This window comes from Paracoccus saliphilus, from assembly GCF_028553805.1.
Classification (GTDB): Bacteria; Pseudomonadota; Alphaproteobacteria; order Rhodobacterales; family Rhodobacteraceae; genus Paracoccus; species Paracoccus saliphilus.
Window position 1 is genome coordinate 3278661 of record NZ_CP067140.1, and the last position, 24331, is coordinate 3302991.

Sequence of the window (24331 nt, forward strand, 5' to 3'; positions counted from 1 at the left end):
GGTCGCCGACGGGGGAACTGGTGGATTACGCGAAAACCCATCCGGAATTGTCGGCGTCGCTGATGAAATTCGGCTGAACGGCACTGATTACAGCGCCGCACCCTGCGGCAGCAGCCAGACACCGTTGGACGGAGTATGGTTGACCTGCAAGCTGCAACCATAGGCCCCGGAAAGCATGTGATCGGTCAACACCTCGGCGGGAGGGCCCTCGGAAACCGCGCGGCCTTCCTGCATCAGCAGGACATGATCGGCGAACATCGCGGTCAGGTTGAGATCATGCATGATTGCCACCACCCCACCGCCCTGCCGCGCATAATCGGCGGCAAGCCGCATCACGGTCAGTTGCTGGGCGATGTCGAGACTGCTGACCGGCTCGTCCAGAAGCAGCCAGCGCGGGCTGTCCCTTCCCACCGGATGCCAGATCTGCACCAGGGTCCGGGCCAGTTGCACCCGCTGCTGCTCTCCGCCCGAGAGCTCCTGATACAGTCGCCCGGCATGTTCCGGCAAACCGACCCGGATCAGGGCTGCGCGGATCAGGCCGTCGCTCTCGCTGCCCTGTCCTGCATGGGTGGCCGTCAGGCCAATGCGGATGATTTCGGCCACGGTGAAGGGAAAGCTCAATGCGCTTTGCTGCGGCAGGACGGCGCGGGTCAAGGCCAGTTCCTCGGGGTGCATGGCACTGACATCCCGGCCGTTCAGTGTAACATGACCAGAGGTCGGAACGATTTCGCCGGTCAAGGCACGCAGCAAGGTGGTCTTGCCCGAGCCATTGGGACCGATGATGGCCGTCAACTGCCCGGCGCATGCGGTCAGATCGACGCCATGCAGGATCTCGGACCGGCCCAGATGGAGCCGTATATCGCGTGCCCGCAGTTTCATCCGTCCAGCATCCGACGGTTCGACAGCAGCACCCACATGAAGAACGGCCCGCCGATCATCGCGGTGATGATGCCGATGGGCAGTTCGGCAGGGGCGATGATCGTGCGGCTGATCATGTCGGCCACCAACAGCACCGAAGCACCGAGCAAAGCGGAATTCACCAGCAGCCAGCGATGATCCGGTCCGGCGAGCAGGCGCAGCAAATGCGGCACGACGATACCGACGAAGCCGATCCCGCCCGAAATGGCGACAGAGGCGCCAGTCGCCGCGGCGGTTATCAGGATGGCGGTTGTCTTGACGCGTTGCACCCGGATGCCGACATGGGCGGCAGAGGCCTCTCCGAGTGCCAGCCCGTTCAGGCCGCGTGCCAGGAATGGCGAGACGAGCAGCGCGGCGGCAATCACGGGTCCGGCGGCAAGCAGCTTGACCCAGCTTGCCCCGGCCAGCGAACCAAGCCCCCAGAAGGTCAGATCGCGCAACTGCTGATCATCTGCGCGATAGATGATCAGTCCCGAGACCGCCCCGATCATCGCGGCGAGGGCGATCCCCGCAAGCAGCATCGTGGCCACCGATGTCCGCCCCTGCCGTGTGGCGATGCCGTAAAGGGTGACCATCGCCAGCCAACTGCCCGCGAAGGCCGCCAGCGGCACCAGATGCCAGCCAGCGACGGCGATGATGGTGGGCGGCAACAGACCGCCCAGCACGATGGCAGATATCGCCCCGAGCGAGGCACCCGCGCTGACCCCAAGCAGACCGGGATCGGCCAGCGGATTACGGAACAACCCCTGCATGATCGCCCCCGACACCGCCAGTCCGGCCCCGACCAGCATCCCGGTCAGCAGGCGCGGAAGTCTTATGTCGAACAGCACCACACGATCAGTTTGCGCGATCTCGTGACCGGTCAGCCAATCGACCAGAACCCGAGGCGCCGATACGCCAGAGGCACCATGCCCCAGGGACAGCACCGCCATCGCGACCAATAATGCAAGTAGCCAGAATGCCAGAGAGCGCCCCAGATGACGGCGATCACCCGCCAGCCTTTCCTGGGACGCATCGAGCGCAACCATCACGTTCCTCCATAAATGGCGTCATGCAGATCCAGCGCAGCCTGTCCGGTGCGTGGCCCAAAGCCCAACAGATAGAGGCCGTCCATCCGGATCACCGAGCCGCTCTCGATCGCTGGAGTCGCGGCTATCGCGGGATTGGTCATCAGCGCCTCGGCCGCCACCGCATGGCCGCTGTCTTCCGGGCCTCGTTTCATCATCAGGATCACCTCGGGCGCGGCGGAGGTGATCGCCTCGTCGGTCAGCGGCTTGTAACCTTCGACGCCTTGCACCGCATTTTCTGCCCCCGCGAGGCGGATAATTGCGTCGGCCTCGGTCCCTTGCCCAGATGCCATCACGCGGCCGCCTTGCAGTGACAGGATGAACATGACGCGCTTTGGTTGCCCCTCATTGCCGGTCGCCTCGGCCAAACTGTCAAGATCGGCCCTCAGCGCTTCGACGGGCGCATCGGCGGCTTCTGGCACGCCAAGCACCTCGGCCACGGCCTCGATCTTGGCGGTCAGCCCCTCGGCATCCGTGCCGGACGGGATCGTCTCGAAAGGAATTCCCGCCTCTTTCAGAATCGCGACGGTTTCAGGCGGACCCGCCCCCTCTTCCGACAGGATCAGGTCGGGTTTCACCGAAAGCACGCCTTCGGAAGACAGGGCCCGCATGTAACCCACATCGGGCAGTTCCTGCGCCTCGGCGGGAAAGCTCGAGGTCGTGTCGCGGGCGATCAGCCGGCCCTGCTGACCCAGGGCATAGATGATCTCGGTCACCGATCCGCCAATGGCCAGCACCCGCTCCGCGTCGGGATGCGGGTCGGCCTGCGCTGGCATGGTCAATGACAGGGCCAGCGTGGCGGCGCATACGGCACGGGCGATCATGCTTCACCTGCAGCGGGCAAGGATCGAGTCAGACGCGCCCAGGCATCGGGATCGCCGCCCCTGTCGGAGCGCATTCCGAAACATTGGAAGATCAGAGTGCCCATCTCGTCGAAAGCCTCGATCGATATGGCAGGGCCACGTGTGGTGGGCTTGTCGACCAGCCAGACCTCGGCCACGTGATCGGCGCGCAAATGCAGGTTGAAGCGGTCGTCCAGCACGTTCAACCACGGACCCATCGGCTTCAGCGTCCGGATTGGCCCGGAATGGATCTCGATACAGCCCATATTACCGACAAAGAACATCACCTTCTGCCCCTCGGCCTGCACCCGTTCGAGCAGGGCCGGAACCGCCTCGACGCTTAACGGTTCGGCAAACGGAGTCCCGGCGACGCGATAAGCGCCAAGCCGGTTCATCTTCAGCCGCCGAACGAGCGTGTTGAACTGATGGGTGTCGGTCATCTTCGCCCATTCTTCGCGAAGGGTCTCGGCCTGCCCCTCGGACATGCGGGCCCCCTCGGGTCCGGTGCGGGACGCGAAATCCGACATCCCGGCCTGATCGGGCAATGCCAATTCGCGCACCAATTCGGCCCAGGCATCCAGATCCGATCCCGCGCGCAAATGCACCTTGTGAACCGCGCCCCCTGCCGCGTCGAACACCTGAACCGAACGACGCGAACCATCCGCACCCGCCGCCTCGACCGCATAGGCATGCGCCCAATGACGCGGGAACATGCGCATGTCGATCTCGGCATCCAGCGTCATGGCCGCATGCTCGCCATCATGAAATTCGTTATAGGTGCCGATCTTCTCGATCACGCAAGAGCGGTTGCGAGTCAGCGCCATCACCTCGCCCAGCTTTTGAACCGCCGGGATCAGCCTGGCCAGCGTCGGATCAATCCTCGTGGCACCGTAACCCAGTTCTGCCTCGACCAGCGCGGCCTCGGACAGGCCAAGCTGTGCCGCCAGGTCATAGGGCCTGACAGTGGCGTCTCGTTTCAGTTCGCGCAGTCGCGCCGGGGTCAGATCATTCATCATGTGCCTCTGCTGCATCGGGTCATCGGCATCTGGCGAAGAGGCTGGACGCAATACTTGACATAATTAGTCAGAATCTCTAGCCAACGCAAGCCGCCAGCACGCGCCAGCTTCAAACAAGGCTTTGCACACATGAAGGACTGGCGATGCGTAGACAAATTACGGCTTTTGCCCTGCTGCTCGGGACAACGACGCTTGCAACCGCGCAGGAAAGCTCCAACCCCATCACGCTCGACCCCATTGTCCTGCGCGCGGGGACGGAAAAGGTGGCCTCGTCCCTGCCCCAATCGGTCAGCGTGGTTGACGAGACCGAGCTTGACGAGATCTCTCCGGATAATATTGGCGATGTCCTGAAACAGGTACCGGGCGTGGCGGGCGTCGGCTCGGCCAGCTTTTTCGGTCAGGGCTTCAATATCCGCGGGTTCGGATCGTCGGGCACCGCAGCATCGGAAGCAGGCATCATCCAGTTGATCGACGGCGAGAAGAAATATTTCGAAAGCTATCGCCAAGGCTCGCTCTTCGTGGAGCCCGACTTCCTAAAGCGGGTCGAGGTGCTGCGCGGCCCCGGCGCAACCACGCTTTACGGTTCAGGCGCGTTGGGCGGCGTAATCGCGATGGAGACGATCGACCCCGGCGACCTGATCCCCGAGGGTGCGAGCAGCGGGGGGCGGGTCAAGCTGGGCTATGCCTCGAATCCCGACACCGCGTTCGGCAGTATCGCTTGGGGCTGGCGCCCGACAGAGGATTTCGAGGCGCTGGCGGCCTTCGCGTATCGCAAGCTGGGCGATACCGAGGACGTGGATGGCGATACCATCGTGCGAACGAATTCCAACACGCCGAACCTGCTGCTGAAGGCGCGCAAGAGTTTTGGCGATCACTATGTCGAGGCGTCGTATCAACATCTAGAAGCGCGCGGGAACGATCAGGATTTCAATCAATTGGAAGGCGCACAGATCGGCGCGTTCGGCCCGACCTTCCCCGGCTGGGGTGTCGGCGACATCCTGACCCGTGACCAGGTGGCGCGGCTGGAATGGGGCTGGAACCCGGAGGACAACCGTTATGTCGATGCGACGGTCACGCTATCCTACACCAATTCGATCAAGGACGTGCAGCAGGGCGACAACCCGGATGAGCAGATATCCCCGACCCTTCTGGGCCGCCGCGACTATGCGTTGTGGAAGCTCAAGGCGCAGAATACTGCCGATCTGTCGGGCGCGGGCTACAATCATTACCTGACAATCGGTGCAGAAACGTTAAAGCAGGATCGCTCCAGCACAACGATCTCGGCTTCGCATCCCGAGGGTTACACCCGCTCGACCGCCATCTTCGCATGGTCCGAACTGGAATGGGATCGTTTCACGATGAATTCCGGCCTGCGATATGAACGGCAGCGGACCGAGCCCAAAGGCAGCGTGACGGTCAGCGACGATCGGATCGAGGCGGAATCAGTAGAACCCCAGGTCGGCGTGATGTATCGCCTGAACGACGACTGGTCGGTTTTCGGCTCGCTCGCCTTCGTGAACCGGATGCCGGCAGTGGACGAACTTTACGACGGTTTCAGCGGCGGAGCCGCATCGCCCGACCTGAAGGACGAACAGGGCAAGAATATCGAGATCGGCGTCAGCTATCGCGGCAATGACATCTTCACGGCAGGAGACGAGGCAGCGATGAAGCTGACCCTGTTCCGCAACCATATCGACGATATGATCGTGCGGACCAACATGCCCGCGCCATCACCGTCCTATACGAATATCGACCGCGCCTATCTGCGTGGCGGCGAGTTGGAAGCCAGCTATCTGACCGGCAACTGGCAATTCGGCGCTGCCGTATCGGTCGTGGATGGCAAGGATCAGGACGGCGAAGTGCTGGACACGCTGCCCAATGACCGGGTCGTGCTCTCGGCATCGTGGCAGGCAAGCGATAGCTGGAAACTCGGGCTGCGCAGCATGCTGGCCGATGGGCGGGACAAACCGAGCGGAGCGCATCGCAGCGGGTTCGGCACCCATGACATCTATGCGATATGGACCCCTCAGGAAGGCGCGCTGGAAGGTGTCGAGGTCAATATGGGGATCGATAACCTCACCAATCGCGAATATGTTCCCGCGACCTATGTGACCGGCCCCGCGCCAGGCCGCAACTTCAAGGTCTCGCTCAGCAAGACCTTCTGACGCGGAGAGGGTGACGAAGGCCCGGCCCGATCAATCGTCGATCCTGATCATGTCGAGCCTTCGCTTTTCCTCGTCGAGCACCAAAGCTGCCTCGGCCCGCTTCATCGCTACCTCCGCCTGATGGCGGGCGGCAGAGCGGAAACTTTCATCTCCCAGCCTTGCAAGCGCCCGCAACGTCTCGCGCAGTTTCACCTGAACCTCGATCACCGAAGCCCCGTCACGGGCAATCGGCCCGAAGGCTGCTGCGAAAAGTTCGGCCGTCTCGAGCGGCGGGACATGAACATCGGGATAGACAATCTCGTCTTCCGGCTTCTGTGCCGGACCATTTGCCCACATTGTCAGCAACCTCGCCATGCGGCCTATCACATCGATCGCGGTGCCCGGATCATTGATGCCCGGCGAAAGCGCACGCTGGCCTATTTCGCTCAGAACCGAGATGCCTTGGCCGGGATCCTCATCGAAACTACGATGGTCATCCAATGTGAACGCATCTCTGATGGCGTCCGTTACTACGTTCTGATCAAATTCGGACCCGAGCGGCGCGTCAAAACGGATCCAGGCCAGAACGGTGTCGCGATAGACAAAGCTGCCGGGCGTCACCCCGAGATATATCTTGGCCTTGGCATCCTCCGCAAAACTGGCAAGCTGCTCCATACTGAAATGAATGACATAGCCGGTTTCGACCGATGTCACTGCCATGGCATCCGAAGACAGAACATGTCCCGGATCGATCAGGGGCCGGCCTCCGAGATAGGGGTTTTTCAGGCGCGCTTCGATGGCCTCTCTGGTCACGCATTCAAGCCGCTCCGATGTCTCGCCCACACGGCCAAATCGGGTCAGGTGATCGATCCAGCGCATGAGCGCCACAACAATGAGGACAAGCACCGCAATGGTGAAGAGGAACAGGACCGCGCGACCTTGCGCATTATAGACCCCGGCCTTGAGGACGACGAGGCCCACGATGCTGAACAGAAACGACCCAACGAAGGCGGAAAGGACGTTTTGCGTCAGCCTGTCCTCGGCGAGCAGCTTGATCGCGCGCGGAGAGATATTGGCGGTCGCCGACCAGAATGCCGCGGTGATCACGCTCAGTGAAAAGGTCGTAACCGCCAGCATGCTGGACGCGATGATCGTCAGCAGGCTGTCGATGGCATCGGCGCTGATTTCGAAGGCGAATTGCAGGGGGATGAAACGATCGGCAAGCGAGGCCAGCACCGCCGCCGCGATCCCTATTGCACCGATCAGCGTGGCCCGCACCCACAGCTTGCGTGTATATTGCAGCAGCAACCATCGCCATTTCGACATTCCGATTCCCCATCCCCTGCTTCCCTGCTCCAGCTTGGGTGATACCGGTCCATTGCCGTGCAGGTAAAGGCCATGTTAACCGGCCCATGCGAGCATGGGTCTCGGATCACGAGGCAGCGATGCCGCATTGTATGGAAAAGTTTCGCCTATGATCATCTGTCACACGCTTAATCTTATATTTTTCAAGACGAAGAAAACCGGCAGCACGTCCTTCGAGATCGCCCTTTCGCGCTTTTGCGGGTCGGATTGCGTCATCACGCCGATCACCCCTGCGAACGAAGAGATCCGCCGCAACAAGGGATATCGTGGTCCGCAGAATTTTCGCGACACGATCTGGCCGGACGGAACCGGCAGTTCCGGCAAATTCTACAATCACATCCGCGCCGAGGAGGCGCGTCATCTGATCCCGGACCAAGTCTGGCGCGATTACCAGAAGATCGCCATCGTTCGCGACCCGTTCGATGCCGCGATTTCGCGCTATTACTGGGAAGGTGTCGAACGGACCGGGCTGGATTTCGGCCAATTCATCGACGCCCATCCCGAATATCTCGCCGAAAGCGCCCAGATCGCACCTTTCGATGGGCCGAACCGGATCGACCGGCACCTGCGCTACGAAACCCTTGCGGAAGATGTCGAGGCGTTAGGTCTTGAGGGATTATGGGACGATTTCGCGGGAATCCGTGCCAAGGGTGGCCGACGACCGGAGCGCGGGGCGAGTTGCGAGGAACTCTACACGCAATTTCCCGCCGCGGCCGAGATTGTCGAGGCGCAATGCGCCGCCGAGATCACCCGGTTCGGCTATCGCAACCCGGCCCGATCATGAGCCGGGCAGGCCGTTTCCGGCAAATGCGTGGCGATCAGACGATTCCGCCGCCGCCTGCCGCCGTCTTGGGACGCTCTGCCGCCACCTTGGCGCGATAACCCGAGGCGCGGTAGGTCGAAATCGGATCCAGTGCGGCACCCGCCCGGACCCGCGCCATCGCCAGGATCGGCTCGACATCGGTGCGGAATGCCGCGCGCAGGGTTGCCGCTGCCATCAGCGCATCATTTTCCTGCCGATAACCTTCCAGCTCCGCGCGATCCACCAGTAGGGCCTGCACGAAGGCACGCTGGATCTCGCAAGCCGATATCATCAGGCTCTCGATGGGATCGGTGACGTTGTGGCTCTGGTCGATCATATGCGCCAGGCCGAGGCCGGGCGTATCTTCCAGTTCAACCAGCTCGTTGAAGACCAGAAACAGCCGGAACGGGTCGATCGTGCCGCTGTCCAGGTCGTCATCGCCATATTTGCTGTCGTTGAAATGGAAGCCGCCCAGCTTGCCCGCGCGGATCAACCGCGAGACGATCATCTCGATATTCACGTTCGGCGCATGATGGCCCAGATCGACGAGGCATTGCGCCTTGGGTCCCAGTTCCTGCGCCGTCATCAGGCTGGTGCCCCAATCCTGCACCACCGTCGAATAGAAGGCAGGCTCGTAGATCTTGTGCTCCGAGAAGATCCGCCAATCCTCGGGCAACCCGGCATAGACCGCCTTCATCGACTCGAGATAACGGTCAAACTGCCGCGAAAGCGAGGTCTGGCCGGGAAAGTTCGAACCGTCCCCGATCCAGACCGTCAGCGCCTTCGATCCGATCTGCCGGCCGATCTCGATACATTCCAGGTTATGCTCGATGGCCTGTTGCCGGGTTGCGGCATCGGTATGGGACAGGGAGCCGAACTTGTAGCTATGCGCCTGTTCGGGCTGATCCTGGAACGTGTTCGAGTTCATGGCGTCGAAGCCCAGCCCGAGTTCTTCCGCCTTGGCACGCAGATCGGAAGGATCGGCCTTGTCCCACGGGATATGCAGCGAGACCTGGGGCGTCGCCGCGGTCAGCTGATGGATCACCCCGCAATCGTCCAGCTTGTCCATGATGCCACGCGGCTCGCCCTCGCCCGGAAAGCGTGCAAAACGCGTGCCGCCCGTCCCGGTGCCCCAGCTCGGCACCGCCACGCCAAAGCCCATGGCGCGGGTGGTCAGGGCCTCGATATCCACACCCCGGCGCGCCAGCCGGGCGCCAAGGGCTTCATAATCCTGCGTCAGATCGGATTGGCGGCTGGCATTCTCGGCCTCGATCAGTGTCTTGTCGATCATCATACTCACCGCGTGAATGCCTGGACGTTACCGGCATCCACGTTCAGGATATTGCCGGTCGATTTGGCGGACAGGTCCGAGGCGAAGAAATATGCCCCCTCGGCTATGTCCTCGGGCAGGACCGAGCGTTTCAGCATCGAACGCTGGCGATACATTTCCTCCAGTCCCTCCTTGTCGGTGCCATAGGTCGAGGCGCGCTGATCCAGCCATTCGCCTTCCCAGATCCGAGAGCCGCGCAGCACCGCGTCCGGGTTCACCACGTTCACGCGGATACCCGCCCCGGCCCCTTCCAGCGCGAGGCAGCGGGCCAGATGGATCTCGGCGGCCTTGGCGGTGCAATAGGCACTCGCATTGGGGCTGGCGGCCAGCCCGTTCTTGGAGGCGACGAAGATCACCGATCCGCCGATATCCTGCACCCGGAAGTTCTTGAACGCCTCGCGGCTGACAAGGAAATACCCGGTCGAGAGGATATCCATATTCTTGTTCCACAGCGCCAGCGAAGTTTCCTCAACGGGTGCGGAAGAGGCTATGCCGGCATTGGATACCAATATGTCGATGCCGCCAAATTCGACCGCCATTGCGGCATAGGCACCCGTAACCTGATGCTCGTCGGTCACATTCATCTGCACGCTGCGGACGACATCCTTGCCATGCCGCGCGGCAAAGCCCTCATGTACCTCTTTCAGAGCATCCGCATCGATATCGGCGAGCATTACACAGGCTCCCTCGCGCAGGAACCGCTCGGCCGTCGCGGCCCCGATGCCACCCGCCCCGCCAGTGACCAGCGCCACCCGGCCCGCCAGCGATTTCGGCTTGGGCATGCGCTGCAGCTTGGCCTCTTCAAGCAGCCAATACTCGATGTCGAAAGCCTCCTGCTCGGGCAGGCCCTGATAGGTGCTGACCGAGGATGCCCCGCGCATCACGTTGATCGCGTTCACATAGAACTCGCCCGATATCCGCGCCGTCGCCTTGTCCAGCGCGAAGGTGATCATGCCAACGCCGGGCACCAGGTAAACGACCGCGTTCGGATCGCGCATGGCCGGGCTGTCATCATGCTTGCAACGATCGTAATAGGCCGCGTAATCGTCGCGATAGGCGGCCACCGCATCGGCCAGCCCCTCGATCGTCTTGTCCAGATCGGGATCGGCCGGGTCGAAATCCACCACCAGCGGACGGATCTTGGTGCGCAGGAAATGATCGGGACAGGATGTCCCGAGCGGCGCCAATGTCTCGAGCATCTGCGACCCGACGAATTCCAACACAGCAGGCTGATCGTCGAAATGGCCGACCTTGTGACGGTCCTTCGAGATCAAGCCGCGGATCACCGGCATCAGCCTTGCGGCGACCTCGCGCCGCTGTGCAGGCTCAAGCGTGGGTCGCTTGGCGCCGCCGAACGGCGCGGCATCTCCGGTCTTGCCCTCAAGCCACGCGGCAGCCTTGTTAATAATGTCCAAAGTGGTCAGGTAGCAATCCTTGGCATCATCCGCCCAAGTGAACAGCCCGTGGCTTTCCAGCACACAACCTTTCGCCTGCGGGTTCTCGGTCGCGAATTTCTCCAGCCACAGCCCCAACTCGTAACCCGGTTTCTTCCACGGCAGCCAACCGATCTCGTCGCCGAAGATCTCTGCCGTCAATTCTCTGGAATTCACCGAGGCGGCGATGGCGATGATCGCGTCGGAATGAACGTGATCGACATGTTTGCGCGGCACATAGGCATGCAGCGGCGTATCGATCGAGGCCGCGCGCGGGTTTAGCGCGAAGGTGCAATGGGGCAGATAACCGACCATCTCGTCCTCATGCTCGACCCCGCGATATTTCCCCTTCAGCGCCCGCAGCCGGTCCATGTAGAGCGAGGCGAAACCGTCCATCTTCATCGAGCCGATATCGCCGCCCGAACCCTTCACCCACAGCACCTCGACCTGATCGCCGGTCAGCGGATCGGCTTCCATCACCTTGGCCGAGGTATTGCCGCCCCCGTAATTCGTCACCCGCTTGTCCGAGCCGAGCAGGTTCGACCGGTATAGCAGTTTTTCCGATTCGCTCATCGACGCGGTCTTGGCGTCATCCCACAGGTTTTCAAGCCGATTGGCGGCGACGATCTGGGTCATGAATGCCTCCCTTGGCAGCGGCAGGGCGCCGGGCCTTCTTGCGGCAAATAGGCTTTTATTCGGGCAAAAGTCAATCATAAACGATCATAAACGATCATTATTGGCGAATCAAAGCACACAAAAGATCGAAATTGATTGACATTGCGCGCAAATAAGTGAAACTGAGCGCCAGGGAGGACGCCATGCTGGAAACCGAGCGCCATCGAATTATTCTGTCGGCCGTGCAGGAACGGCCCGTGGTGACGGTTGCCGATCTTTGCGCATTGACCGGCGTGTCCGAGGCCACGGTCCGCCGCGACATCGCCCAGCTTCACCTCGCCAAGAAACTGCGCCGTGTCCGTGGCGGGGCCGAAGCGATCTCGCCGCCGCAATTCGTGGGCATCAACGCCCGGCCCTTCGCCGTCAACCAGACAATCAATATCGCGGAAAAGCGTGCCATCGCGCAGGCTGCGGTCGATTTGTGCGAGGATGGCGACGCGATCATCATCAATGGCGGCACGACGACTTTCCAGATGGTCCACCCGCTGACCACCAAGCGGCTGCAGGTCTTTACCAACAGTTTTCCGATCGCGGAACATCTGCTGAAGCAATCCAGGAACACGGTCCAACTGCCCGCCGGTGCGATCTATCGCGAGCAGAACATCATCCTGTCGCCCTTCAATGATGACGGCTCGGGCCACTTCTATGCGCGGCGCATGTTCATGGGCTGCCGGGGGCTTGGCCCATTGGGGGTGATGGAGGGCGATCCACTTCTGGTGCAGGCCGAACAAAAACTGATCGGCCAGGCGGATGAACTGATCGTGCTCGCCGACAGCTCGAAATTCAAGCAACGCTCCAGCCTGCTGCTCTGCCCGCTGAACCGCATTCATACGGTCGTCACCGATGATGGCATCGAGGATCGCGCCGCACAGATGCTGGAAGCCGCCGAAATACGCCTGATCGTGGCCGAGACGGCCACATCGGACCGAAAAACCCGCGCAGAGCAAGAATGACGCGCGGCACCGCTCATAGGGGAGGAACATCATGAGCATTCTGAAAAAGGCCCTGACCACCGCCGCGATAGCGTCTGCCCTGCTGGCAGGCACCGCGCAGGCCGAGGACATGCGCATCGCCATCGTCGCCAAGGCTCTGGGCATCGGCTTCTTCGAGGCCGCGCACAAGGGCGCGGAAGAAGCCGCCGGAGAACTGGGTGATGTCGAGATCATCTATACCGGCCCGACCGACACCACCGCCGAAGGCCAGATCGAGGTGATCAATTCGCTGATCGCGCAGCGCGTGGACGCCATCGCCGTCAGCGCCAACGATACCGACGCGCTGGTGCCGACGCTGAAAAAGGCGATGCAGCGCGGGATCACCGTCATAAGCTGGGATTCCGGCGTCGCGCCCGAGGGGCGGCAGATGCATCTGAGCCCGTCCTCGGCCCCGCTGATCGGCAACATGATCATCAAGCTGGCCGCCGATCACATGCCCGAGGGTGGGCAGGTCGCAGTGCTATCAGCGACGACCACCTCGACGAACCAGAACACCTGGATCGAAGAGATGAACAAAGTCGCGGGCGATTACCCGGATGTCGAGGTCGTCGGCACCGTCTATGGAGACGATCTGGCCGATAAATCCTATCGCGAAACGCAGGGGCTGCTGCAGACCTATCCCGAACTCAAGGCGATCATCGCACCTACCTCGGTCGGGATCGTCGCGGCGGCGCAGGCGGTCACCGATGCGGGCAAGATCGGCGAGGTCAATGTGACCGGGCTTGGCCTGCCTTCGGAAATGGCGGGGCATGTCAAATCCGGCGCGTCGAAATCCTTCGCGATCTGGAACCCGATCGACCTGGGCTATTCCGCGACCATGATCGCCTATCATCTGGCCAAGGGCGACGCGAGTGCCGAACCCGGCGCGACCATCCCGATGGGCCGCATGGGCGAGGTGACGCTGGATGACAATACCGAGGCGGCGATGGCCGATCCCTTCGTCTATGACGCCAGCAATGTCGACGAGTTCAGTTCGATCTTCTGATCCGCACTGACATTTGACCGGCCCGACCATTCGCGCCGGGCCATCATCCGAAGGATCGCTCCCATGCAGGCCGAGGCAAGTCCCGTGCTGTCGCTGCGCGGCATCGTCAAGACATTCCCCGGAGTGCGCGCCCTGGATGGCGTGCAGATGGACCTCTATCCCGGCCAGGTCACCGCGCTGGTCGGCGAAAACGGTGCGGGCAAATCGACCATCGTGAAAATCCTCACCGGGATCTATCAGCCCGACGAGGGGCAGATCGAAGTCGATGGCACCGAAACACGCTTCCCCACCGCGCAAGCGGCGGGGAAGGCCGGCGTCACCGCAATCCACCAGGAAACCGTGCTGTTCGACGAGTTGAGCGTGGCCGAGAACATCTTTATCGGTCACGCCCCCCGCAACCGTTTCGGCCTGATCGACCGCCGCGCCATGAGAACCCGCGCGCAGGAAATCCTGCGCGGCATCGGGGCCGACCTGAACCCCGGCGCAAAGCTACGCGACCTCGGCATCGCCTCGAAGCACCTGGTCGCCATCGCCCGCGCGCTGTCCATCGATGCCCGCGTGGTCATCATGGACGAACCCACCGCCGCGCTCAGCCACAAGGAAATCGCCGAGCTTTACGAACTGGTCGAGAAGCTGAAGGCACAGGGCAAGGCAATCCTGTTCATCAGCCATAAATTCGACGAGATCTTCCGCATCGCCGACCGCTGGACCGTGTTCCGCGACGGGCAGTTCGTCGGCGAGGGGCTGATAGCCGAGACGAACGAGGCCGATCTGGTCCGCATGATGGTGGGCCGCTCGGTCGATCAGATCTATCCCAAACGCCCCGCGCGGATCGGCAAACCGGCACTGACGGTCGCGGGCTATTGCCACCCGACCGAATTCGACGAGATCAGCTTTACCCTGCACGAGGGCGAGATCCTCGGCTTCTACGGCCTTGTCGGCGCGGGCCGCAGCGAGGTGATGCAATCGCTGTTCGGCATCACTCAACCCTCGAAAGGCGCCTGCCGGGTGGGAGAGGATGTGCGTGTCATCCGCTCGACCAATCAAGCCGTCGATGCGGGGATCGTCTATGTTCCCGAGGATCGCGGGCGGCAGGGAACGGTCAAGGGGCTACCAATCTTTCAGAACGTCACCCTGCCCTCTCTGGACCGCACCAGCCGCGCAGGCTTCCTGCGTCTGGCCGAGGAATTCGCGCTTGCCCGTGAATATACGCGGCGATTGGACCTGCGGGCGGCCTCGCTGGACCAGGATGTGGGCCTGCTGTCGGGCGGCAACCAGCAGAAGGTGGTGATCGCCAAATGGCTGGCCACCAAACCCCGGGTCATCATCCTGGACGAGCCGACCAAGGGCATCGATATCGGCTCGAAAGCCGCCGTGCACGACTTCATGTCGGAACTGGCCGCCGAGGGGCTGGCCGTGATCATGGTCAGCAGCGAGATTCCCGAAGTTCTGGGCATGTCCGACCGCGTCATCGTCATGCGCGAGGGCCGCATCGCCGCAGAGTTCGAGGGCGACACAATGACCCCCGAAAACCTCGTCCGCGCCGCCGTCGGCATCACCGGGTCAGAGAATGGAGCCGCCGCATGAGCCTGTTGAAATCGCGCGAGGCCATCCTGGCACTGGCAATCATCGGCCTTCTGGCGCTGATCGCGAGCCGCTTTCCCGGCTTTGTCGCCCCCGCCAACCTGGCCTCGGCATTCACCGACAGTTCGCCGCTGATCCTGCTGGCATTGGGGCAAATGGCGGTGATCCTGACGAAATGCATCGACCTGTCGGTGGCGGCCAACCTGGCACTTTGCGGCATGGTCGCGGCGCTGATGAACGGCGCGGGCATCCCGCTGCCCCTGATCCTGATTGCCGTGATCGCACTCGGCGCGGCGCTTGGCGCGTTCAACGGGATACTGGTCTGGACCCTTGGCATCCCCTCCATCGTCGTCACGCTCGGCACGATGACGATCTATCGCGGCGTGATCTTCCTGCTGACAGGGGGCGCGTGGATCAATGCCCACCAGATGAGCCCCGCCTTCAAGGCCTTTCCCCGCATGGTGATCGCCGGTCTGCCGGTCATGGCATGGATCGCCGTCGTCATCATCGCCGCCGTTGCCCTGCTGATGATGCGCACCCCGCTTGGCCGCGCCTTTTACGCGGTGGGCGGCAACCCGCATGCGGCGGTCTATACCGGCATCTCGGTCGGGCGCACGCAATTCGCCGCCTTCGTATTGGCGGGCGCGCTGGCGGGGCTGACCGGTTACCTGTGGGTCGCGCGCTACGCGGTCGCCTATGTCGATATCGCCGGCGGGTTCGAACTGGACGTCGTCGCCGCCTGCGTCATCGGCGGCATCGCCATCGCCGGAGGCGCGGGCACGGTCGCCGGCTGCGTGATGGGCGCGTTGTTCCTGGGCATCATCAAGAACGCCCTGCCGGTCGTCGGCATCTCGCCCTTCTGGCAGATGGCCATCTCGGGCGCGGCCATCCTGATCGCCATCGCCTTCAACGCCCAGAGCCAGCGTGCACCGGGGCGGATCATCCTGAAACAGGCGGAGCACCGGACATGACCACCATCCAGACCGGACGCCAAATCCCCGACCGCCTGACCTCACCCTTCTCGCGCGCCCTGAAAAGCTGGGAGGCGCTGCTGCTGATCGTCGCCGCGGCGGTCTTTGTCATCAACTCGCTGGCTTCCCCCTATTTCCTCGATCCGTGGAACCTGAGCGACGCAACCTTCAACTTTACCGAAAAGGCGATGATCGCCTTCGCGATGGCGATGCTGATCATCGCGGGTGATATCGACCTGTCGGTGGGCGCGATCATCGCGCTTGCATCCACCGTGATGGGCGTGGCCATGACCCTCGGCGCGCCGACCCCGGTTCTGGTCCTACTGGGGCTGGGAACCGGGCTGGCCTGCGGCGCCTTCAACGGATTGCTGGTCGCGCGCCTCGGACTGCCCGCCATCGTCGTGACCATCGGCACGATGAGCCTGTTTCGCGGCATCAGCTATATCGTCCTCGGCGACGGCGCCTTTACCGGCTATCCGGCCAGTTTCGCGTGGTTCGGGCAGGGCTATGTGTTCTGGGTGATCACTGTCGAGATGGTGATCTTCGCCCTCGCCGCCATCGGTTTCGGCATCCTGCTGCACCGCACGAATTTCGGACGAATGGCCTATGCCATCGGCAACAACGCCACCGCCGCCCGTTTCTCGGGTATCCGGGTCGGGCGGGTCCGCTTCATCCTGTTCCTGCTGACCGGGCTGATGAGCGGGGTTGCCGCGATCTGCCTGACCTCGCGCCTCGGCTCCACCCGCCCCTCGATCGCCTTCGGATACGAACTGGAAGTCGTCACCATCGTCGTCCTCGGCGGGGTCGCGATCCTGGGCGGTTCGGGCTCGATCACCGGCGTCGTGCTGGCGGCGCTGGTCATGGGACTGGTGACATTCGGCCTCGGTCTTCTGAACGTGCCGGGCATCGTCATGTCCATCGTGGTCGGCGCGCTGCTGATCGCGGTGATCGCCCTGCCCCGGCTCTGGGCCATGCTCCGGAGGGGATGATGGAGAAATACGCGTTCCGAATGATGCTCAAACCCGGCATGGCGGATGAATACCGCCGCCGCCATGACGAGATCTGGCCGGAACTGGTCGAGCTTCTGCGCGAGGCCGGGGTGCAGGATTACTCGATCCACCTGGACCCGGAATGCAACGCCCTGTTCGGCGTCATGTGGCGGCGCGAGGATCACGGCATGGACGCGCTGCCCGCCCATCCGGTCATGCGGCGCTGGTGGGCCTATATGGCCGATATCATGGCAACGCATCCCGACAACGAACCCGTCGCCGTTCCCCTCATCCCGATGTTCCACATGCCATGACCCATATCGCCGTCATCGATATCGGCAAGACGAATGCCAAGCTGGCGCTGGTGGACGGAGAGACATTGGCCGAGATCGCCGTCGTCACCCGCCCGAACCAAACCCTGCCAGGGCCGCCTTGGCCGCATTTCGACCTAGAGGGGCATTGGCAATTCTTCCTGGCGCATCTGGCGGAATTTCACACCCGGCACGGCATCGACGCAATCTCCGTCACCACCCACGGCGCGGCAGCGGTTCTTCTGGATGCCGATGGCGGGCTAGCGGCACCGATGCTGGATTACGAGCATTCCGGCCCGGATGATCTGCGCGACGCATATGAAGCGGTCCGCCCGGACTTCACCGAGACGGGTTCGCCAGGCCTGCCGCTCGGGCTGAATCTCGGGGCGCAGCTTCACTGGCTGTTCGCGAACCAGCCCGGACTGCTGGATCGCACGGCCAATATCGTCACCTATCCGCAATACTGGGGCTGGCGGCTGACCGGAGAACTGGCCAGCGACATGACCTCCCTTGGCTGTCACTCCGACCTGTGGAACCCATGGCAAGGCGGGTTCTCGTCACTGGTCGGTCGATTGGAACTTGTGGGCAAGATCGCCCCGGCCCGGCGCTCGAACGATGTGCTGGGGCATATCCGGCCAGAGATCGCGGCACGGACGGGCCTGCCCCCCGCCACTCCCGTCGCTGTCGGCATCCACGACAGCAACGCCTCGCTCTATCCCTATATCCTTGGGCGCGAGGCGCCGTTCACCGTGGTCTCGACCGGCACATGGGTCGTCGCGATGGCGGTGGGCGGAGAACCCGTCACGCTTGACCCGGCCAGAGATGTGCTGGTGAACGTGAATGCCCTGGGCCAACCGGTTCCCTCGGCCCGCTTCATGGGGGGACGGGAATACGAGATCATCCGGGCAGGCAACGAGCCCCGACCATCCGATACGGACCGGGAAGCGGCATTGCAAAGCGGCCTGATGATCCTGCCTGCGGTCGAGCCGGGTTCCGGCCCATTCGCCGGTCGAGACATGCGCTGGACGGCGCAACCAGCCAATGAGGGTCAGCGCATGGCTGCATTGTCGTGGTATCTTGCGCTGATGACCCATAGCTGCCTTGCGCTGATCGGCTCGCGCGGGCCGGTGACCGTCGAGGGGCCATTCGCAAGGAACCCGGATTTCCTTGCCATGCTGGTCACCCTGCATCCGGACGGAATCGAGACCGCCCAATCCGCCACCGGCACCTCGGCAGGGGCTGCATTGCTGTGCATGACCCACGCCGAAGCACCCGCCACGATCCGCACTCCTCCGCCCGCAAATGCCGCATTACTGGAGGAATACGCGGAAAAATGGCTGTCGTTGGTGAACCCGAACAGCCCGGCATCACGCTGAAACCACTTAATCCATTCTTCTTCATGCAAATATCCCGGGGGGCGCCGGGGGGCAGGCAGCCCCCCGGCCATCGCGGGATGCGGATTCTCACGTCCGGCGATTTTTCACTTTTGACAATATCGATTAATTGTAAAGTGTTTCATACAAATGTAATCTAGTCTCAACGACATCGCTGCGGACCGGTGCGATTGCCGGTCAATCATCGGAAGGGGGAGGAACCGCATGACGCTTGAACAATTCAGACTGGACGGAAAAACGGCGCTGATTACTGGCGGCAATCGCGGGATCGGGTTGGCCATCGCGCAGATCTTCGTCCAGGCGGGCGCCTCCTGCATGCTGACCAGCCGCAGCGAAACACCGGGTCTGAAGGCTCTGCTGGAGCAAGAACCGGACCGGGTAGCCTGGATCGGCGCGGATGTGAATGACGAGGATGCCCCGGATCGGATCGTCAGCGCCACGCTGAAGCGGTTCGGGCGGCTGGATATCCTGGTGAACAATGCCGGCGTCGCCGATAACGGCAATTTCCACGAATTCACCGACGCGCAGCTGGATTTCGTCATGAGCACGAACCTGATCGCGCCTTTCCGTATCGCGCGAGCGGCGATCGCTCCGATGCTGAAACAGGGTAGCGGTGCGGTGGTGAATATCGGCTCGATCTCGGGCTACGTGGCCAACAAGCCGCAATTGCAGGTCGCCTACAACTCTTCCAAGGCGGCCATTCATCAGATGACCAGGACCATGGCGTTCGAATATGCCGACAAGGGAATCCGGGTCAACGCGCTGGCGCCGGGCTATGTCGTCTCGGACATGACGGCGGGCGGGATCGCCGACGCGGAATGGAACCACGTCTGGACCGCGAATACACCAATGGGGCGCTTTGCCGAACCCGTGGAAATGGCGAATTGCGCGCTGTTCCTCGCCTCCGACGCGGCAAGCTATGTCACCGGCGCGATCCTCGTCGCCGATGGCGGTTATACCACGCATTGAACAGGGAAGGACGAGTCACATGGCAGAGAAACTGAACGACAAGGTCGCACTCGTGACCGGTGCCGCCTCGGGTATCGGGCTGGCGACCGTGAAATCGCTGCTGGAGGCGGGTGCGAAGGTGGTCATGGCCGATCGTGACGAGGTAGCGCTCGGGCGGCTGACAGGTGAGCTTGGAGAAAACGCGATCCCGCAAGTGACCGATCTTCTCGACCCGGCAAGCTGCGCGGCGATGGTGCCCGAGGTTCTGGAAAAAACCGGGCGCATCGACATCCTGCACTGCAATGCCGGCACCTATATCGGCGGCGACCTGACCGAGACCGATCCCGCAACCATCGACCGGATGCTGAACCTGAACATCAATGCGGTGATGAAGAATGTCCATGCCGTCATCCCGCATATGAGCGAACGCGGCAGCGGCGACATCATCGTGACCTCTTCGGTCGCGGGGCATTTCCCGGTGCCATGGGAGCCGGTCTATTCCGGTTCGAAATGGGCGATCACCTGCTTTGTCCAGACCATGCGCCGACAGCTGAACAAGCAGGGCATCCGCGTCGGACAGGTGTCTCCGGGGCCCGTGATCTCGGCATTGCTGGCGGACTGGCCCGAAGAGAACCTGCGCAAGGCCAAGGAATCCGGCAGCCTGATCGAGCCGGAAGAAGTTGCCGATGCGGTCATGTACATGCTGACACGCCCGCGCAACGTGACGATCCGCGACATGATCGTGCTGCCGACGAATTTCGATATCTGAGCCTGCGGCAGTAACCGGCTAGGGAGGGAAAACCATGGCTGAATTCACGGGGCTGAGCGTATTGATCACAGGCGCAGCGGGCGGCATCGGGCGTGCGATGGCCGAGGCTTTCGCGGCGGAAGGGGCGAGGCTCGCGCTGGTCGATATCTCGGACGCCTCGGATCTGGCATCGGAATTGCCGAGCGATCGCCGGGCATATGAGCTGGACCTTTCGGATGGCGAGGCCATCGCACGGACCGTGCCGGTAATCGGCGAAGAGATGGGGATCGACGTGCTGATCAACAATGCCGGTTTCGGCATCGTCTTTCCCGCCGAAGAAAGTGGCGCGGCCCGTATCGCCGATTGGGACCGGACGATGAATATCAACCTGCGGGCGCCATGGCTGATGTCTGCCGCCGCTTTGCCGTGGCTGAAGCGGTCCGGCCGGGGAAGGATCGTCAATATCTCCTCCCAGGCAGGTGTCATCGCGCTGACGGATCACGTCGCCTATGGCGCCAGCAAGGCTGGGTTGAACCTGGTGACCAAGGTGCTTGCCGTGGAATGGGCGAAATTCGGCATCACCGTCAACGCAATCGCTCCAACTGTGGTGGAAACACCGATGGCGGCGATTGGCTGGGCGGGAGAAAAGGGCGAGCAGGCCAAGCGTGAAATCCCGGTTGGACGCTTCGCCCAGCCCTCGGAAATCGCCGCCGCCGCGTTGTACCTGGCCTCATCCGGCGCAAGTATCGTGAACGGTGCGGTGCTGATGGCGGACGGAGGTTATTCGGTCAGGTAGGGCCGCGGGAATGGCGGGGCTACGCTGTGGATTGCGCTCCGCGGTGGCCGGGGCTCTGCCCCGTCGCCGGCAGGTCTCTCGAACCAGTGGGCGACCTGCCGCCGACCCCGGGATATTTGCGTGAAGAAGAAGGGGCGGAGTCGCACCCAGGCAATCACGCTATTCGTCAGATACATCCAGCTTTCAGCAGGGTGTCGACCATACCGTCGAGGTCGTCCCTGACCACCACCGCACCCGCCCCATACAGTTTCTCGCCATGATCCTGACGAATGCCCTCCAGATGCGCACCTCCGGTAAAGCCGACGGCGGGCATGCCTGCGGCGAGGGCCCCCTTGATACCGTGGGGCGAGTCTTCCATCACCACGCATCTTTCCGGATCGACACCAAGTTGGGCAGCCGCGAACAGGAACAGGTCTGGCGCGGGTTTGCCATGTTCGACCTGATCGGCGCTGAAGGCGCGATTTCGGAACCAGCGATCCAGTCCCGAGATTTCCAGCGTCGCACGCATCCGGCGCAGGGAGCCACCGGTCGCGATGGCCATGGCAATACCGCGCTCCTGCAACATGTCCAACAGGTGGGGCACGGCATCATAAGGCCGGAGCCGCTGCTGGTGAAATGTCTCTATCAGGCGGGTTTCAAAACGATCCGCGAAGCCTTCGGGACAGGGACGACCTGTTCGCTCGGCCACATCGCCGCAGACCACGCTCAGCGATACGCCAAGAAACCGACGGCCCAGCTCTGCCACGCTGACATCCTGAACCCCTGCGGCCTGCATCTCGGCTGCAAGGGCCTGAAGTGAAAAGATCTCGCTATCGACGAGACAGCCATCGAGATCGAAGATGACGGCTCGCGTCCCTGGCATCCTGCATTCCTGTTCTTCACATAGGCCGGATCTCAAAGTCGGCGTTCAGTTTTGCGATCGAACAGATGCACTTTGGTCGTGTCGATGACAAAGCCGATCTGCTCGCCGGGATTGGCGTGGACGCGGTCCTTCACGACGGCATCGATCAGGTCTTTGCCAACGCGGGCAAAGACCTGTGTCTCTGATCCCGTCGGCTCGGTTACAACGACATCGACCGGGATACCACCCTCACCGATGGCGATATGTTCGGGGCGGATGCCATAGGTTACCTCTTGCCCTTCGGCCAGATCCACATCCGGCACTGGCAGCTCAAGCCCGCTCTCCGAGACGAAGCGGCGCACATTCCCCTGCCCCGAGATCCGGCCATGCAGGAAATTCATTGCCGGAGAACCGATGAAACCCGCGACGAATACGCTTTGCGGATTGTCATAAAGGTCCAGCGGTGCGCCAATCTGTTCGACCCAGCCATCGCGCATCACGACAATCTTGTCGGCCATGGTCATCGCCTCGATCTGGTCGTGGGTCACATAGACGATCGTCGTCTTGAGGCGCTGGTGCAATTCCTTGATCTCGACCCGCATGGTCACGCGCAGCTTGGCATCAAGGTTCGACAAGGGCTCGTCGAACAGGAACACCTGCGGATCGCGCACGATGGCGCGGCCCATGGCGACACGCTGGCGCTGGCCTCCCGAAAGCTGCTTGGGATAGCGGTCCAGCAGATGGGCGAGATCGAGGATCGAGGCGGCGTGCCGGACCTTGTCGTCGATCTCGGATTTGGGACGCTTGGCCATCTTCAGCGGAAAGCCGATATTCTCGGCCACCGTCTTGTGCGGGTAAAGCGCATAGCTTTGGAACACCATCGAGATGTCGCGCTCTTTCGGGGGCTTGTCGTTCACGACCTTGCCGCCGATCGAGATCGTGCCGTCGCTGATTTCCTCCAGCCCCGCCAGCATCCGCAGCAGCGTGGATTTGCCGCAGCCCGAGGGGCCGACGAGCACGACGAATTCGCCATCCTCGATATCGACGCTGACGCCATGCATCACCTGCACGCTGCCATAGCGCTTGATGACGTTGTCAATCTGGACATTTGCCACGGTTATTGCTCCTTATTGCGGCAGCTCGATCTGCATCTTCACATCGCCCGCAGGCGCGGAAGCCGCGATCTCGAAGGCGCGCACGCTGTCCTTGAAACCGAATGTCCGGGTGATCAGCGGCTTGACGTCGATGGCCCCCGAGGCAAGCATCTTCACGCAGCGCGGGAAGACATGCGCATAACGGAAAATGTTTTCAACGCGCGCCTCGCGCACCATCGCCGCCCCCGCATCGTAAGAGATAGGATCGGGTTGGCCGCCGATCATCACGACGCAACCGCCGGGCGCCAGGGGCGCAAAGACCCCCGCCGCAGCCCTGGGCGAACCGGTCGCCTCGAACACCACATCCGCGCCCCAGCCATCGGTGTCGCGGGCGATGATCGCCTCGACATCCTCGGACCCGGCATTGACCGGGGTGATCGCGGGGCTGAGCGCCGCGGCGATGTCCAGTTTCGGGGTGGCAAGGTCGGTGACATAGACCCGCGCGCAACCGGCGGCCAGCGCCGATATCGCCGTGACCAGGCCGATGGGCCCCGCCCCCATGACCAGCGCAACATCGCCCGGCTTGATCCGCGCCTTGGTGGCGGCGTGAACACCGACGGCCAGCGGCTCTACCATCGCCGCCTCGGCGAAGCTGACATTGTCGGGCAACAGGTAGGTGAAAGCCTCGGGATGCACGCAGGTCGGGCGCAGGATGCCATGCACCGGGGGCGTGGCCCAGAAACGCACTGCCGGATCGACATTATACATCCCCAACCGGGTCGCGCGGCTGTTGGGATCGGGGATGCCCGGCTCCATGCAGACGCGATCTCCGGGTTTCAGCGTCGTGACCTCCGGGCCGGTCTCGATCACGATACCCGAAGCCTCGTGCCCCAGGATCATCGGCTCGTTCACCACGAAGGGACCGATGCGGCCATGGGTATAGTAATGCACGTCCGAGCCGCAGATCCCGACCGTATGCAGGCGGATGCGGACATCGCGGGGGCCAAGCGTCTCTTCCTCGCGGTCGATCTGCGGGAAGTCGCGCAGGGACAATTCATCCTTCGCTTCCAGAACAAGGGCTTCCAT

22 protein-coding genes are annotated in these 24331 nt (G+C 62.6%); 12 read left to right on the forward strand and 10 right to left on the reverse strand.

Going from position 1 to position 24331, the window contains the following annotated elements:
• Window positions 1–87: 87 nt before the first annotated feature.
• Genes JHX88_RS15820 through JHX88_RS15835 form a run of 4 tightly spaced genes read right to left on the reverse strand, consistent with a single transcriptional unit; the run spans window position 88 to window position 3843 of the window.
• Window positions 88–879: a heme ABC transporter ATP-binding protein gene (locus JHX88_RS15820; protein WP_076526719.1), complete on the reverse strand. Its 792-nt coding sequence runs from the start codon at window positions 877–879 to the stop codon at window positions 88–90.
• Window positions 876–1946, reverse strand: coding sequence for a FecCD family ABC transporter permease (locus JHX88_RS15825; protein ID WP_076526720.1), 1071 nt, complete (start codon window positions 1944–1946; stop codon window positions 876–878). Before JHX88_RS15825 ends, JHX88_RS15820 begins: the two co-directional genes overlap by 4 nt.
• Window positions 1946–2809 carry a heme/hemin ABC transporter substrate-binding protein gene (locus JHX88_RS15830; RefSeq protein ID WP_076526721.1) on the reverse strand — a complete coding sequence of 288 codons (864 nt, stop codon included), beginning with the start codon at window positions 2807–2809 and terminating at the stop codon, window positions 1946–1948. Before JHX88_RS15830 ends, JHX88_RS15825 begins: the two co-directional genes overlap by 1 nt.
• On the reverse strand, window positions 2806–3843 hold the full coding sequence (locus JHX88_RS15835; protein WP_272848054.1) for a hemin-degrading factor: 1038 nt from the start codon (window positions 3841–3843) through the stop codon (window positions 2806–2808). Before JHX88_RS15835 ends, JHX88_RS15830 begins: the two co-directional genes overlap by 4 nt.
• A 143-nt stretch (window positions 3844–3986) precedes the next feature.
• Here JHX88_RS15835 and JHX88_RS15840 point away from each other — a divergent pair, with 143 nt between their 5' ends.
• Entirely contained in the window at window positions 3987–6008 is a 2022-nt protein-coding gene (locus JHX88_RS15840; protein WP_076526722.1) for a TonB-dependent receptor domain-containing protein, read from the forward strand.
• Between the two features lie 30 nt (window positions 6009–6038).
• Here JHX88_RS15840 and JHX88_RS15845 read toward each other — a convergent pair whose 3' ends face one another.
• Window positions 6039–7313 (reverse strand): DUF2254 domain-containing protein, encoded by a 1275-nt coding sequence (locus tag JHX88_RS15845; protein WP_076526723.1) that lies wholly within the window; start codon window positions 7311–7313, stop codon window positions 6039–6041.
• 148 nt (window positions 7314–7461) lie between these two features.
• Here JHX88_RS15845 and JHX88_RS15850 point away from each other — a divergent pair, with 148 nt between their 5' ends.
• Entirely contained in the window at window positions 7462–8136 is a 675-nt protein-coding gene (locus JHX88_RS15850; RefSeq protein WP_076526724.1) for a sulfotransferase family protein, read from the forward strand.
• A gap of 34 nt (window positions 8137–8170) precedes the next feature.
• On the opposite strand, the gene rhaI is transcribed toward JHX88_RS15850, so the two are convergent.
• Together rhaI and JHX88_RS15860 are read right to left on the reverse strand one after the other, a co-directional pair.
• Window positions 8171–9445: an L-rhamnose catabolism isomerase gene (rhaI, locus tag JHX88_RS15855; protein WP_141225846.1), complete on the reverse strand. Its 1275-nt coding sequence runs from the start codon at window positions 9443–9445 to the stop codon at window positions 8171–8173.
• A 5-nt stretch (window positions 9446–9450) separates the two neighbouring features.
• On the reverse strand, window positions 9451–11553 hold the full coding sequence (locus JHX88_RS15860) for a bifunctional rhamnulose-1-phosphate aldolase/short-chain dehydrogenase (RefSeq protein WP_076526726.1): 2103 nt from the start codon (window positions 11551–11553) through the stop codon (window positions 9451–9453).
• Window positions 11554–11735: 182 nt separating this feature from the next.
• On the opposite strand from JHX88_RS15860, the gene JHX88_RS15865 reads away from it, so the two are divergent.
• The 10 genes from JHX88_RS15865 to JHX88_RS15910 all read left to right on the forward strand — a co-directional run bounded on the left by JHX88_RS15865 (window position 11736) and on the right by JHX88_RS15910 (window position 21310).
• A complete protein-coding gene (locus tag JHX88_RS15865) occupies window positions 11736–12545 on the forward strand; it encodes a DeoR/GlpR family DNA-binding transcription regulator (RefSeq protein ID WP_076526727.1) in 810 nt (269 codons plus the stop codon).
• Between the two features lie 31 nt (window positions 12546–12576).
• Window positions 12577–13569, forward strand: coding sequence for a rhamnose ABC transporter substrate-binding protein (gene rhaS / locus JHX88_RS15870; RefSeq protein WP_076526728.1), 993 nt, complete (start codon window positions 12577–12579; stop codon window positions 13567–13569).
• Window positions 13570–13632: 63 nt separating this feature from the next.
• Window positions 13633–15156 (forward strand): sugar ABC transporter ATP-binding protein, encoded by a 1524-nt coding sequence (locus JHX88_RS15875; RefSeq protein ID WP_076526729.1) that lies wholly within the window; start codon window positions 13633–13635, stop codon window positions 15154–15156.
• Window positions 15153–16124: an ABC transporter permease gene (locus JHX88_RS15880; RefSeq protein ID WP_076526730.1), complete on the forward strand. Its 972-nt coding sequence runs from the start codon at window positions 15153–15155 to the stop codon at window positions 16122–16124. Before JHX88_RS15875 ends, JHX88_RS15880 begins: the two co-directional genes overlap by 4 nt.
• Window positions 16121–17113 (forward strand): ABC transporter permease, encoded by a 993-nt coding sequence (locus JHX88_RS15885; RefSeq protein ID WP_076526731.1) that lies wholly within the window; start codon window positions 16121–16123, stop codon window positions 17111–17113. Before JHX88_RS15880 ends, JHX88_RS15885 begins: the two co-directional genes overlap by 4 nt.
• The gene (rhaM, locus tag JHX88_RS15890) at window positions 17113–17427 is read left to right on the forward strand and encodes an L-rhamnose mutarotase (protein ID WP_272848055.1); all 315 of its coding nucleotides are present in this window, start codon (window positions 17113–17115) and stop codon (window positions 17425–17427) included. Before JHX88_RS15885 ends, rhaM begins: the two co-directional genes overlap by 1 nt.
• Window positions 17424–18800 carry an FGGY-family carbohydrate kinase gene (locus tag JHX88_RS15895; RefSeq protein ID WP_076526733.1) on the forward strand — a complete coding sequence of 459 codons (1377 nt, stop codon included), beginning with the start codon at window positions 17424–17426 and terminating at the stop codon, window positions 18798–18800. Before rhaM ends, JHX88_RS15895 begins: the two co-directional genes overlap by 4 nt.
• A 222-nt stretch (window positions 18801–19022) precedes the next feature.
• Window positions 19023–19787: an SDR family NAD(P)-dependent oxidoreductase gene (locus tag JHX88_RS15900; RefSeq protein WP_076526734.1), complete on the forward strand. Its 765-nt coding sequence runs from the start codon at window positions 19023–19025 to the stop codon at window positions 19785–19787.
• A gap of 19 nt (window positions 19788–19806) precedes the next feature.
• A complete protein-coding gene (locus JHX88_RS15905) occupies window positions 19807–20535 on the forward strand; it encodes an SDR family oxidoreductase (RefSeq protein ID WP_076526735.1) in 729 nt (242 codons plus the stop codon).
• A 34-nt stretch (window positions 20536–20569) separates the two neighbouring features.
• Entirely contained in the window at window positions 20570–21310 is a 741-nt protein-coding gene (locus JHX88_RS15910) for an SDR family oxidoreductase (protein WP_076526736.1), read from the forward strand.
• A gap of 166 nt (window positions 21311–21476) precedes the next feature.
• Here JHX88_RS15910 and JHX88_RS15915 read toward each other — a convergent pair whose 3' ends face one another.
• From JHX88_RS15915 to JHX88_RS15925, 3 genes are read right to left on the reverse strand one after another with little or no spacing between them, the layout of a single operon-like run.
• Window positions 21477–22172, reverse strand: coding sequence for an HAD family hydrolase (locus tag JHX88_RS15915; RefSeq protein ID WP_076526737.1), 696 nt, complete (start codon window positions 22170–22172; stop codon window positions 21477–21479).
• 32 nt (window positions 22173–22204) lie between these two features.
• The gene (locus tag JHX88_RS15920) at window positions 22205–23266 is read right to left on the reverse strand and encodes an ABC transporter ATP-binding protein (RefSeq protein ID WP_076526738.1); all 1062 of its coding nucleotides are present in this window, start codon (window positions 23264–23266) and stop codon (window positions 22205–22207) included.
• Between the two features lie 12 nt (window positions 23267–23278).
• Window positions 23279–24331: an NAD(P)-dependent alcohol dehydrogenase gene (locus JHX88_RS15925; protein WP_076526739.1), complete on the reverse strand. Its 1053-nt coding sequence runs from the start codon at window positions 24329–24331 to the stop codon at window positions 23279–23281.

Excerpts from the sequence above, each read along its gene's own strand:
- JHX88_RS15820 (WP_076526719.1), bottom strand. The coding sequence starts at position 879 with ATGAAACTGCGGGCACGCGATATACGGCTCCATCTGGGCCGGTCCGAG.
- JHX88_RS15825 (WP_076526720.1), bottom strand. The coding sequence starts at position 1,946 with ATGGTTGCGCTCGATGCGTCCCAGGAAAGGCTGGCGGGTGATCGCCGT.
- JHX88_RS15830 (WP_076526721.1), bottom strand. The coding sequence starts at position 2,809 with ATGATCGCCCGTGCCGTATGCGCCGCCACGCTGGCCCTGTCATTGACC.
- JHX88_RS15835 (WP_272848054.1), bottom strand. The coding sequence starts at position 3,843 with ATGATGAATGATCTGACCCCGGCGCGACTGCGCGAACTGAAACGAGAC.
- JHX88_RS15840 (WP_076526722.1), top strand. The coding sequence starts at position 3,987 with ATGCGTAGACAAATTACGGCTTTTGCCCTGCTGCTCGGGACAACGACG.
- JHX88_RS15845 (WP_076526723.1), bottom strand. The coding sequence starts at position 7,313 with ATGTCGAAATGGCGATGGTTGCTGCTGCAATATACACGCAAGCTGTGG.
- JHX88_RS15850 (WP_076526724.1), top strand. The coding sequence starts at position 7,462 with ATGATCATCTGTCACACGCTTAATCTTATATTTTTCAAGACGAAGAAA.
- rhaI (WP_141225846.1), bottom strand. The coding sequence starts at position 9,445 with ATGATCGACAAGACACTGATCGAGGCCGAGAATGCCAGCCGCCAATCC.
- JHX88_RS15860 (WP_076526726.1), bottom strand. The coding sequence starts at position 11,553 with ATGACCCAGATCGTCGCCGCCAATCGGCTTGAAAACCTGTGGGATGAC.
- JHX88_RS15865 (WP_076526727.1), top strand. The coding sequence starts at position 11,736 with ATGCTGGAAACCGAGCGCCATCGAATTATTCTGTCGGCCGTGCAGGAA.
- rhaS (WP_076526728.1), top strand. The coding sequence starts at position 12,577 with ATGAGCATTCTGAAAAAGGCCCTGACCACCGCCGCGATAGCGTCTGCC.
- JHX88_RS15875 (WP_076526729.1), top strand. The coding sequence starts at position 13,633 with ATGCAGGCCGAGGCAAGTCCCGTGCTGTCGCTGCGCGGCATCGTCAAG.
- JHX88_RS15880 (WP_076526730.1), top strand. The coding sequence starts at position 15,153 with ATGAGCCTGTTGAAATCGCGCGAGGCCATCCTGGCACTGGCAATCATC.
- JHX88_RS15885 (WP_076526731.1), top strand. The coding sequence starts at position 16,121 with ATGACCACCATCCAGACCGGACGCCAAATCCCCGACCGCCTGACCTCA.
- rhaM (WP_272848055.1), top strand. The coding sequence starts at position 17,113 with ATGGAGAAATACGCGTTCCGAATGATGCTCAAACCCGGCATGGCGGAT.
- JHX88_RS15895 (WP_076526733.1), top strand. The coding sequence starts at position 17,424 with ATGACCCATATCGCCGTCATCGATATCGGCAAGACGAATGCCAAGCTG.
- JHX88_RS15900 (WP_076526734.1), top strand. The coding sequence starts at position 19,023 with ATGACGCTTGAACAATTCAGACTGGACGGAAAAACGGCGCTGATTACT.
- JHX88_RS15905 (WP_076526735.1), top strand. The coding sequence starts at position 19,807 with ATGGCAGAGAAACTGAACGACAAGGTCGCACTCGTGACCGGTGCCGCC.
- JHX88_RS15910 (WP_076526736.1), top strand. The coding sequence starts at position 20,570 with ATGGCTGAATTCACGGGGCTGAGCGTATTGATCACAGGCGCAGCGGGC.
- JHX88_RS15915 (WP_076526737.1), bottom strand. The coding sequence starts at position 22,172 with ATGCCAGGGACGCGAGCCGTCATCTTCGATCTCGATGGCTGTCTCGTC.
- JHX88_RS15925 (WP_076526739.1), bottom strand. The coding sequence starts at position 24,331 with ATGGAAGCCCTTGTTCTGGAAGCGAAGGATGAATTGTCCCTGCGCGAC.